This is a genomic window from Parasphingopyxis sp. (genome assembly GCF_052168275.1).
GTDB lineage: Bacteria > Pseudomonadota > Alphaproteobacteria > Sphingomonadales > Sphingomonadaceae > Parasphingopyxis.
In genome coordinates this window covers 1-11,106 of the sequence record NZ_JBQLZM010000111.1, presented here as the reverse complement: position 1 = coordinate 11,106, position 11,106 = coordinate 1, and the positions used below count along the sequence as shown (strand labels likewise).

The 11,106-nt window shown below is 64.8% G+C and carries 11 protein-coding genes; 5 read left to right on the top strand and 6 right to left on the bottom strand.

All coding sequences use genetic code 11. The features are described from left to right. Positions 1-34: 34 nt before the first annotated feature. Positions 35-709, bottom strand: coding sequence for a lysoplasmalogenase family protein (locus ACTS1X_RS09840; protein ID WP_442614216.1), 675 nt, complete (start codon positions 707-709; stop codon positions 35-37). A 101-nt stretch (positions 710-810) separates the two neighbouring features. Between ACTS1X_RS09840 and trmFO the strand changes: the two genes are divergently transcribed. Beyond that, complete coding sequence (gene trmFO, locus ACTS1X_RS09835) at positions 811-2,172, top strand: methylenetetrahydrofolate--tRNA-(uracil(54)-C(5))-methyltransferase (FADH(2)-oxidizing) TrmFO (protein WP_442614215.1); 1,362 nt, start codon at positions 811-813, stop codon at positions 2,170-2,172. Here trmFO and ACTS1X_RS09830 read toward each other — a convergent pair. The 3 genes from ACTS1X_RS09830 to ACTS1X_RS09820 form a co-directional block, all read right to left on the bottom strand. Then, the gene (locus ACTS1X_RS09830) at positions 2,169-3,386 is read right to left on the bottom strand and encodes a M20/M25/M40 family metallo-hydrolase (protein ID WP_442614214.1); all 1,218 of its coding nucleotides are present in this window, start codon (positions 3,384-3,386) and stop codon (positions 2,169-2,171) included. The genes trmFO and ACTS1X_RS09830 overlap by 4 nt on opposite strands. A 126-nt stretch (positions 3,387-3,512) precedes the next feature. Beyond that, entirely contained in the window at positions 3,513-3,974 is a 462-nt protein-coding gene (locus ACTS1X_RS09825; protein WP_442614213.1) for an EF-hand domain-containing protein, read from the bottom strand. 57 nt (positions 3,975-4,031) lie between these two features. Next, positions 4,032-4,694: a squalene/phytoene synthase family protein gene (locus ACTS1X_RS09820; protein ID WP_442614212.1), complete on the bottom strand. Its 663-nt coding sequence runs from the start codon at positions 4,692-4,694 to the stop codon at positions 4,032-4,034. 200 nt (positions 4,695-4,894) lie between these two features. Between ACTS1X_RS09820 and ACTS1X_RS09815 the strand changes: the two genes are divergently transcribed. The 4 genes from ACTS1X_RS09815 to ACTS1X_RS09800 all read left to right on the top strand — a co-directional run bounded on the left by ACTS1X_RS09815 (position 4,895) and on the right by ACTS1X_RS09800 (position 9,309). After that, positions 4,895-6,352, top strand: coding sequence for a TadE/TadG family type IV pilus assembly protein (locus ACTS1X_RS09815; RefSeq protein WP_442614211.1), 1,458 nt, complete (start codon positions 4,895-4,897; stop codon positions 6,350-6,352). Positions 6,353-6,354: 2 nt separating this feature from the next. Next, positions 6,355-6,975, top strand: a complete 621-nt coding sequence (locus ACTS1X_RS09810; RefSeq protein WP_442614210.1) for a TadE/TadG family type IV pilus assembly protein — start codon at positions 6,355-6,357, stop codon at positions 6,973-6,975. Continuing rightward, complete coding sequence (locus ACTS1X_RS09805) at positions 6,972-7,625, top strand: TadE/TadG family type IV pilus assembly protein (protein WP_442614209.1); 654 nt, start codon at positions 6,972-6,974, stop codon at positions 7,623-7,625. The genes ACTS1X_RS09810 and ACTS1X_RS09805 overlap by 4 nt, the downstream gene beginning before the upstream one ends. Positions 7,626-7,818: 193 nt before the next feature. Continuing rightward, positions 7,819-9,309: a pilus assembly protein TadG-related protein gene (locus ACTS1X_RS09800; protein WP_442614208.1), complete on the top strand. Its 1,491-nt coding sequence runs from the start codon at positions 7,819-7,821 to the stop codon at positions 9,307-9,309. Between the two features lie 18 nt (positions 9,310-9,327). Here the strand turns inward: ACTS1X_RS09800 and ACTS1X_RS09795 are convergent, their stop codons facing one another. Further along, the gene (locus ACTS1X_RS09795; RefSeq protein WP_442614207.1) at positions 9,328-10,734 is read right to left on the bottom strand and encodes a pyruvate dehydrogenase complex E1 component subunit beta; all 1,407 of its coding nucleotides are present in this window, start codon (positions 10,732-10,734) and stop codon (positions 9,328-9,330) included. Beyond that, positions 10,734-11,106, bottom strand: a 373-nt coding sequence (locus tag ACTS1X_RS09790; protein WP_442614206.1) for a thiamine pyrophosphate-dependent enzyme, incomplete at its 5' end; no start/stop codon positions are given. The genes ACTS1X_RS09790 and ACTS1X_RS09795, both read right to left, overlap by 1 nt.

The following is an 11,106-nucleotide window of genomic DNA, read 5'->3' as shown; positions in this document are numbered from 1 at the left end:
CGCCCGCCGGGCGGCGCCGCGCGCAGCCTGCCGCTTAGGCCGGGTCCCGCCCGGCCAGCGTCCGCACGACGCCGATCGCGATCATAGCCTGGCCGGTGAAATAGAGCGGCCAGATCAGCAGGCCGGGAATCAGCGAATCCGCCAGCGGTCCCATCCGCGCGAAGATCAGCTGGTCGGACACCACGAACAGCAACGCGCCGATGCCCGTCAGATAGCGCGAGAAGCGGCTGATCCAGGCCAGCGCCGCCATGAAGGCGAGCGGCGTCGCGTAGAGCGCCACGCCCGTCGCCATCTCGCGGTCGGCCGGGAACGACCAGGACAGCCAGATCACGACGGGAACCAGCAGGATGGCCAGCAATTTCTGGCTCAATGTCGTCTGCGGCCGGCGATTGCGGAAGAAGAGCGTGATCGCGATCAGATGGCCGGCCATGAAGGCCATGCCGCCCTGCACCATCCCGACGGCATCGAGCAGCACGTCGCCGGTCGCGCCGAGCGCCATCACGAGCGCCAGCAACCAGCCGTCGAGACTGCGCGCCTGCATCGCCGCCCATACCGCGAGCAGCCCGACGCCCGCGCCCTTCCAGGCGATCAGCAATGCCGACGGCTCGATGAACCGCGTCGCCAGATAATAGCTGAGCCCCGCGAACAGCGCGAGGACGAGGATCGCCGGGGAGAGATCGCCCGCTTTTGAGGATGATTCTTCGGTCATGATGTCCTACAGCCCCTTGTTGCGCGCCGCACTTGTACCAGTCGATCGGGGCAAGGCAACGCAGCGCCGTTAACCTTGAGAGTTTTGCGGACGTCGGACGAATGAGCGACCATCAGATCCATATCATCGGCGGCGGCCTTGCCGGGTCCGAAGCCGCCTGGCAGCTCGCCGAGCAGGGCGTGCGGGTGCGCCTGTCCGAGATGCGCGGCGCCGGAGACATGACCCCCGCGCACCAGACAGACGGGCTCGCCGAACTGGTCTGCTCGAACAGCTTCCGGTCCGACGATGCGGAGCGCAACGCGGTCGGCCTGCTGCACCAGGAGATGCGCGACCTCGGCTCGATCATCATGCGCTGCGGTGATGCGCACAAGGTGCCCGCCGGATCGGCGCTGGCCGTCGACCGCGACGGCTTTTCGGACGCGGTGACGCAGGCGCTGGCCGAGCATCCCAATATCGAGATCGTCCGCGAACGGATCGATACGCTGCCGGACAGCGGCCCGACGATCGTGGCGACCGGCCCGCTGACCGCCCTTTCGCTGGCCGAAAGCATCGGCGCGGCGACGGGCGCGGACGCCCTCGCCTTTTTCGACGCCATCGCCCCGATCGTCCACAAGGACAGCATCGACATGGACATCTGCTGGATGGCGAGCCGTTGGGACAAGGGAGACGGCGACGATTACATCAACTGCCCGATGGACAGGGAGCAGTATCTGGCGTTCCATCAGGGGCTAATCGACGGCGAAAAGACGGACTTCAAGGACTGGGAGAAGGACACGCCCTATTTCGAGGGCTGCATGCCGATCGAAGTGATGGCCGAGCGCGGCGTCGACACCTTGCGCTACGGCCCGATGAAGCCGGTCGGGCTCGACAATCCCCATAGCGCCACGCCCGAATTCCCGAACGGCCGCTGGCCCTATGCGGTCGTTCAATTGCGCCAAGACAATGCGCTCGGCACGCTGTGGAACATGGTCGGTTTCCAGACCAAGCTGAAGCACGGCGCGCAGGTCGAACTGTTCCGGACGATACCCGGACTCGAAAAGGCCGAATTCGCGCGATTGGGTGGGCTGCATCGCAACACCTTCATCAACTCGCCCAAGCTGCTCGATAGCGAAATGCGCCTCAAACGCGCGCCGCATATCCGCTTCGCCGGACAGATCACCGGCTGCGAGGGCTATGTCGAGAGTTCGGCGGTCGGACTGATGGTCGGGCGCTATGCGGCGGCGGAACTGCGCGGCGAAACGCTGCCCGCCCCGCCGCCGGAAACTGCGCTCGGCGCATTGCTCGGTCACATCACGGGCGGCGCCGACGCGCGCGACTATCAGCCGATGAACGTCAATTTCGGGCTGTTCCCTCCCTTGGCTGGGCGGGTCCACAAGAAGCAGCGCAAGGAAGCGATGACGAGCCGGGCCCGCGCCGCGATGGCGGAATGGGTCGGCCGGATCGACCGCAAGGCCGCCGCCTAGTCGGCGGAGACCAGTCCGGCCTCGGCGACCAGCAGCGTCAGGCCGCGCATCGTGCACGCGGGTACGTCGCCATCGTCGATCCAGTATTCGTCCAGCGAATGGGCCCGCGCGCTTGTGCCGCAGCGGCTGATCGTAATCGCGGGGATGCCGAGCGAGATCGGTATGTTCGCGTCGGTCGAGGATGCGACCAGTTGCGGCTCGATATCCACGGCCTGCAGCAAGGCTTGCGCGCGCTGGACGAGAGGTGCTGCGGGATCGCCCTCGCCCGCCGGCCGCTGGCCGATCGCTTCGATCTCGACAGTCAGAAGATCCCCGTCGCCGCGCACGGCATTCTCGGCCTCCAGACCGTCGATCATCGCTCGCTGGAAAACCGCATCGAGAGCGGCGAGTTTTTCGGGATTGCCGGATCGCATATCGACCTCGAACCAGCTTTCGAACGGGATCGAATTGACCGAGGTCCCGCCTCCGGTCCGGCCGATATTGTAGCTCGAGCGCGGGCCTTCCTGCGTGATCGGCCGCGCCGCGTTGACGAAGCGCGTGATCGCGCGCGCGGCGGCATGATGCGGATTGCCGTCGCCGAAATCGCCCCAGCTGTGGCCACCCGGACCGTTGAAAGTGACCCGGTAGCGGTTCGATCCGACGGCGCTGATGACGAGCCGCGCCTCGTCCCCGCCGTCGATCGCGATGAAGCTTTCCGGACGCGCGGCGCCGTCCCGGAAGAGATGACGGACGCCCCGCAGATCGCCGAGCCCTTCCTCGCCGACGTTGCCGACGAGGATGATGTCCTTTTCGGTCCGGATATCCGCGGCGGCAATCGCCGACGCCAGCTCGAGCATCATGATGGCGCCGCGCGTATTGTCGCCGATTCCGGGCGCCGTGTAGCGGTTGCCCTCGATCCGCACGGTGACGTCCGTCTCCGCCGGAAACACGGTGTCGAGATGCGCGACCATCATCACGCTTCCCGCGCCGGCCGCTCCGGCCCGCCGGACGACGACATTGCCGACTTCGTCGACAGTCACTTCGCCGAAGCCGGTCGCGCGCATCATGTCCGCAAAGGCCGCGCCGCGCGCTTCTTCCGCAAAGGGCGGCGCCGGTATTTCGGTCAGCGTAACGAGATCCCGCAACCGCGCCTCGTGGTTGCCGGCAATATGCGCGAAGGCCGCTTCCATTTGCGGATCGGCGCGCAGCGCGGCGAGCTCGGTCGCATAAGACATTGCAGCCGCTTCATCGGCTTGATGGAACGCCGCGGCGGGAATGAGCGGGAGCGCAAGCAGGGCTGCGCAGGCAGGGATGAAGGTTCGCATGTCCCCTCTGTTTCGCGCTTAAACGCCCGCGTCAACTCAACAATTGCAGCGAGAGCGGCTGGCGGCCGACCGGCGCGGTCGCGTCGTGGCGAACTCCTGCGGAGTCAACGCGCCCGATCCGTCCGCGTCGGCACTCGCGAACCGTTCGCTGGTCCGCACCGCCCACTCCTCGAAGGTCAGGTAGTTGTCGCCGTTCGTATCGAGCTGGCGAAAGGCGTTCGTGCGGCTGCTCATCATCTCGGTCCGCGTGATCGCACCGTCCCGATCCCGGTCATACCGGCCGAACCGCCTCTGTTCTCGGGTGAGTTCGGTGGCTTCGGGCGGCGGGGGCCCGGTTCCCTGCGGTTCGCCGGCGGTCATCGGATCGGGTTGTGCGATCTCGGGCGGCGGCGCGACCGGCGGCGGCGGCTCGTCCTGCTGCGCGATGCTTTCCCAGATGAACAACCCCGCGGCGATCAGCAGCATGGCCGATACCGCTCCCGCGAAATAGCGTCCCATGGACAGCCTCCTCTATCCGGCAATCCTAGCGCGTTGGACGCGATGCACAAAGCCCCGCTAACGTCCGGTAAGCCGATGCCAGACCATCCGGGCCACTCGTGCCGGCGAACCTTGGCGACGTCCGTCCGCCGCGGTATCCCATCGCGCCAGCATCGCGAGCGCGCCCAGCGGGCGCAGCGCGCGCGGCCAGGTCGGCGTGCCGGTCTCGGCGAATATGCCGGAGGCCATCGTGCGGGCGGCGGCAGCGATACCGGGATCGGTGACGCGGCAGGCGAGATCAGCCAAGGCCCAGGCCCGCCCGGATTCGACCACGAAGCCGGGTGTTTCCGCGGCCAGCAGCGTCGCCGACAGGGCGAACAGCCGACCCCCGCGTTCGTCCGCGAACCGCCGCAGATCGGCCGGTTCGAGCGGCTCCTGCAGCAGGGCGAACCATCCTTCGGCCATCCTGCCCCATTCCGCTCCGCTGGCGCCCGTCGCCGCGAGCGTTTCCGCAACCTTCTCGAGCAGCGGCTCGGCCCGGCGCAGCTCCGCATCCTGTCCGGCGAGCGCCTCGCGCCACCAGAGCAGCCGCATTTCGCCGATCGTCGCTTCGCTCGTGCCCGCGACGATCGATCCGAACCGTTCGTCCACCATCCACAATGTCCGCAGATATCCGGCGCTTTTTGCGGGTGCGTAGCTCAGCGCGAGCGCGCGTTCGGGGTCGGCGAGAGTATCTTCCATTCTCAGCGTTCCTAGTGCCGTCGGCCGACATGGCAAACATGGCGTTAACCCTTCCGCGAGACGGCTGCTTAAGGTTGTCCGTTCATAACGATCTGGGACGTGGGTGAAATATGCCGATCAGGCAGGGGACGACAATGGGTAAGTGGCTGAAAAAGAAAGCTTCGCGCGGAGTCGCGAAACCGAATTCTTTTCTTGCACGGTTGCGGCGCGACAGCCGCGGCAACACGCTTGCCATGGCGGGCGCCGCGCTGGTGCCGATCGCCGGCATGATCGGGTCCGGTCTCGACATGAGCCGCGCCTATATGGCGCAGGCCAAGTTGCAGAACGCCTGCGATGCCGCCGCGCTCGGTGCGCGCCGCGAGATGACCGGTGCCGTCTTCGACGCAAGCGCCCGGATCGAAGGCGAACGCTTTTTCGATTTCAACTTTCCTTCGACAACGATGAACGCGCAGAACGTCACCCGTACCGTGACGCAAAGCACCACTGACGATACGACCGTCGTGGTAACGGCCAGCGCCGATATTCCCACATCGGTCATGGCGCTCTTCGGCAAGGATTTCATTCCGATCTCGATCCAGTGCGAAGCCAACCAGGACTACGGCAACAACGATATCATGGTCGTGCTCGACGTGACCGGGTCGATGAACAGTTCCCCGAGCGGCGGCGGTGCCTCCAAGATCAGCCGGCTCCGGACGGGCGCGCTGGGCCTGTACCGCGCGCTGGCCGGTGTGACCAATACGAGGACTCGCTACGGGATCGTTCCCTATTCGATGAACGTGAACGTCGGAGGACTGCTTCGCAATCGCGACATTCTCCGCGACAGCTATTACCCGAAATGCAACAGTTGGGACTGGCGCGGTCGGTGCAACGGTTACGGCCTGAGCGCGGTCCACATCACGGCGTCCCAATGGAATGACGGCGGGAACACCGGCAACAGCCTTAGCGCGTTCCGGCAGAGCGGAAACGCGTGCGTCGAAGAGCGCCCGACGATCGGCAACTCGTTCAACAATGGCGATTTTGATATCGAGCCGACGGTCAGTCAGGCCGACATTGACGACATCGCGATCAATGGCAGCGACCAGGAGCGGCAATATGGTCGGTGGGATCCCAACGAAAATGAATATGACGATGACGGCTGGTGTCCGTCGCCGGCAACGCGTCTGCAGACCTATGGCAGCGAGAGTGCCTATCAGACCGCCATCAATGACGCGACTGCGGTCGTGGCCGGCAATACCTATCACGATCTGGGCCTGATCTGGGCGGCGCGCCTGCTCTCCTCGAACGGCATCAACGCATCCCGTAACCCGACGACATTTAACGGTATTCCGGTTGCGAAACATATCGTGTTCCTGACCGATGGCGACCTCGTGCCGACGAGCAGCAACTATTCCAGCTATGGCAACTATAATTTCGATCGCCGCATCACCGGCAGCGGAGGGCAGGAAAGCCGACACATCGCGCGTTTTCTCTCGGCCTGCAGCGCCGCCAAATCGATGGGGATGACGATCTGGGTGATCGCGCTGGATCTCGGTAGCACGGGCGAAATCGAGCCTTGTGCCACGAGCAGCGGCCATTTCTTCGTCAGCGACGGCAGCGATCTCGAACAGGTGTTCGAGCGGATCGGCGCCGGCATCGGCCGACTGAGGCTGACGCAATGAGGATGTTCGCACCCATCCGCCACAAGCTGGGCCGCGACGAAAGCGGCATGGCGGCGACGGAGTTCGGCCTGCTGGTCGTGCCTTTGATGATCGTGCTGCTCGGCGCGTTCGATCTCGGCTACCAGGCCTATGTCCGTGCGCAGCTTCAGGGCGTGCTCAACGACGTGGCTCGCACCGCAACCGTCGAAACTCCCGATTTCTCGGGCTATACCGGCACCACGACGGAGGAGCGGATCGAGAATGCGATCAAGGACCGCGTCAACAATATAGCCCGCAACGCCAGCTACACGATCAACCAGACCAATTTCTACGAGTTTTCCGGCGTCGGAAATGCGGAGAAATTGCTGACTGACGTCAACGGCAACGGCCAGTACGACGCCGCCGACGGCGATTGCTTCGAAGATATCAACAGCAACGGCGCATTCGACCTGAGCGCCGGGGCCGGCGGTCAGGGCGGCGCGGACGACGTCGTCTATTACGATGTGACGGTTACCATGCCGCGGATCGTTCCGGTGACGACGCTGATCGGCGTACCCGCCAACTATACGATCAACGCCCGGGCGGCGGTCCGCAACCAGCCTTATGCGGACCAGGCGGTTCCTCCAACGGTGTGCGGACCATGACGACACGGAAATTTCTCGACCGGTTCGCCGGGGTGCGCAGGCTGAAGCGCGACAGCGAGGGCGTCGCGCTCATCGAGTTCGCCTTCTCGCTGCCGATCCTGCTGGCCCTGATATTCGGCGGACTGGAAACCGCGAACTATGCGCTCGCCCATCTCCGGGTCAGCCAGATCGCCATGACGGTCGCCGACAATGCCGGCCGCGTCGACACGGCGATCGACGAAGCGAACATCCAGGAAGTCTTCGCCGGCGCCGCGCTGGTCGGCAATTCCATCGATTTTACGCAGAACGGCCGGATCGTTCTCTCTTCGCTGCAGCCCAACAACCAGACCGGCTCGGACGAAGGCCAGATGATCAACTGGCAGCGCTGCATGGGCCAGCTGACCTCCATAACGCCGTCCTACGGCGTCGAGGGAGACGGCCGCACGGACGACTCGCTGGAACTGGGCATGGGCCCGACCGGCAACAAGATCACGTCCGCCGACGGGACCGCGGTGATGTTCGTGGAGGTGACCTACAACTATCAACCGCTGCTCCCGACCTTCGGCATCCTCGGTACCCGGCAGATCCGCTACGAAAGCGCCTTTACGGTACGCGATCGCACGAACCAGAACATCACCAACACGCAGGGCTTGACCGTCAGCAGCTGCTGACGCAGCCCGGCCGAGTACTGCATTACGGCGCCAACTCCCGGCGCTGAAACGCAAAATTAACCGCATCTGATCTAAACGCCTCTCGTCCCGTGGGGGGACACACTGTGTCCAACCCACGAGGATATCGATGCGTCGCTCATCTCCGACAGACAGAACCCCTTCCGAACCCGTTCGCCTTTCCTGTCTCGCCCGCTTGCGACGGGACAGGCGCGGCAACACGCTGGCGCTGACGGCGGCGGCAATGATCCCGATCGCCGCCATGATCGGATCGGGTCTCGACATGAGCCGCGCCTATATGGCGCAGGCCAAGCTCCAGAACGCCTGCGACGCCGCCGCCCTCGCCGCGCGGAGCGAGATGACGGGCGCGATCTTCGACAGCGGCGCGCAGGCCGAAGGCGAGCGCTTCTTCGATTTCAACTTTCCATCCACGACGATGAACGCGCAGAATATCGTGCGGACGGTTGCGCAGAGCACGAGCGACAGTTCCACCGTCGAAGTAACCGCGAGCGCCGACATACCGACATCGTTGATGTCCATTTTCGGCATGGCCGCGATCCCGATCAACGTGTCATGCGATGCCAACCAGGATCACGGCAATGCCGACATCATGCTCGTTCTCGACGTGACCGGCTCGATGAATTGCGCAGTGGGCTATTCGTCCTGCTGGTATACGATGTCGAACTCCAAGATCGGCCGCCTCCGCGACGGCGCCGTCGGGCTCTACAATGCGCTCTCCGGAGGCGGCGCGGGTACCCGTATACGCTATGGCTTCATGCCCTATTCGGTGACCGTCAACGTGGCGCGTGCGCTCGATTCCGCCTGGATTCGCGATCCTGCGGCCTACCAGCGGGATACCGGCCTCTGCGTGCAGAAATACAGCTATTATTCCGGCTATTATTGGGATTGTACGGGGAACGAATATGCGCTCGAGGAAGTCGACCACAGCACCTCCTGGCTGGCGTCCTGGCGCGGCTACGGCTCCTATTCCACCAACACGGGCTATGGTTGCATCGAGGAACGGGCGACGATCGGCCGCAGCGGATCGCCGATCAGCATTTCGACCGATGTGAGCCGCGACGATATCGATGCCGTATCGACGAGCGATGCGGCGCGACAATGGGCGCCCTACGATACGTCGGCCCAAGAGGCGGAAGGTTCGTCCGCCTGCCCGCGGCCCGCGCGACAGCTGGCCGAATATGCGAGCGCCAGTTCCTATGAGAGCATGGTCGATACGGTGACGGGATATGTCGGCGGCGCGACCTATCACGATGTCGGGCTGATCTGGGGTGCGCGTTTCCTGTCGTCCACCGGAATGTTCGCGTCATCCAACCCGGAAACCTACAACGGTCTGCCGGTCAGCAAGCATATCGTGTTCATGACCGACGGAATCATCTCGACCAGCGGCAGCACCTACTCCGCCTATGGCGTCGACGATGAAGATGACCGGGTCGATTCCACGCTCGGGCTGAATGCGCAACATGTCGCGCGGTTCCAGTCCGCCTGCAGCCGCGCGAAATCGATGGGGATCACGATCTGGGTCATCGCGCTGGATGTCGCCGATACCAGCGATATCGAGCCCTGCGCGACGAGCAGCGGTCATTTCGAGACCAGCGACGGCACGGACCTCGAGGATGTCTTCGAAAGGATCGGCGCCGGGATCGGCCGGTTGCGGCTCACCCGCTAAGCGGGGATTCCGGGGCCGTTAACGGTAGGACACCGCCTTCGCCGCGGCGACGACCTTGTCGGCATCGACCAGCGCGAGCTTCTCGAGATTGGCCGCATAGGGCATCGGCACGTCCTCATTCGTCACCCGCGTGACCGGTGCGTCGAGATCGTCGAAGCCCTTTTCCATGCAGATCGCGGCGATTTCCGAGGCGATCGAGCAGGTCGGCCAGCCTTCCTCGACGACAACCATCCGGTTGGTCCGCGACAGGCTTTCGAGCACCGCCGCTTCATCGAGCGGTCGCAGCGTCCTCAGGTCGATCACATCGGCCTCGATGCCCTCTTCGGCCAGCCTGTCCGCCGCCTGGAGCGCGATGCCGACGCCGATCGAATAGCTGACGATCGACACGTCATTGCCCGAGCGGACGGTCCGCGCCTTGCCGATCGGCAGCGCGTAATCGTCGAGATCGGGCACCTCGAAACTCTGGCCGTAGAGCAGCTCGTTCTCGAGGAACACGACCGGATCGATCGTCCGGATCGCCGATTTGAGCAGGCCCTTGGCGTCGGCGGCCGAATAGGGGGCGATGACGACGAGCCCCGGCACGCTCGCATACCAGGGACCGTAATTCTGGCTGTGCTGGGCGGCGACGCGCGAGGCCGCGCCGTTGGGACCGCGGAAGACGATCGGGCAGCGCATCTGCCCGCCCGACATGTAATTGGTCTTGCCCGCCGAATTGACGATATGGTCGATCGCCTGCATCGCGAAATTGAAGGTCATGAATTCGACGATCGGGCGCAATCCGCCCATCGCCGCACCGGTGCCGACGCCGGCAAAGCCATATTCGGTGATCGGCGTGTCGATGACGCGCTTGTCGCCGAACTCTTCGAGCAGCCCCTGGGTGACCTTGTAGGCGCCCTGATATTCGGCGACCTCCTCGCCCATTACGAACACCCGGTCGTCGGCGCGCATTTCCTCGGCCATCGCATCGCGCAGCGCCTCGCGCACGGTCAGCGTGACCATCTTCGTGCCTTCGGGAATATCGGGATCGGACGCGCGCGCGCCGGCTTCCGGTCGTGCGGGCGGCGCGATATCCTCATCCTCCGCCGCGTCGGGTTCGCTCCCGGCCTCGGCCGGCTCGGGATCGGCTGTGGCGGCTTCGCTGCTCCCCGTGTCGGACGGCGCTTCGACGGCATCCGCATCCTCGCCCTCTTCCGCGAGCATCGCGATGACAGTCCCGACCTGCACCTCGTCCGTGCCTTCCGGGACGAGGATCTTCGCCAGCACGCCCTCGTCAACCGCCTCGAACTCCATCGTCGCCTTGTCGGTCTCGATCTCGGCCATGATGTCGCCGGCGCTGATCTCGTCGCCTTCCTTGACCAGCCATTTGGCCAGGGTGCCTTCTTCCATCGTCGGCGACAGGGCCGGCATCTTCAGCTCGACCGCCATCAATACTGCTCCACCAGAACGTCGGTATAGAGCTCGTCCGGATCGGGTTCGGGCGAGCTTTCGGCAAAGTCCGCCGCTTCCGCGACGATCGCCTTGATCTCCTTGTCGGTCGCCTTCATTTCGTCGGCGCTCACGCCGGCCGCCTCCAGCTCCTTCTTGATCGCCTCGATCGGATCCGATTTCTCGCGCACCGACTGGACCTCCTCGCGCGAGCGGTATTTGGCCGGATCGGACATCGAATGACCCCGGTACCGGTAGGTCTTGAGTTCGAGGAGGATCGGCCCCTTCCCGCTCCGCACCCAGTCGAGCGCCACTTCCGCCGCGCCGCGCACTTCGAGCACGTCCATGCCGTTGATCTGCAGGCCCGGAATG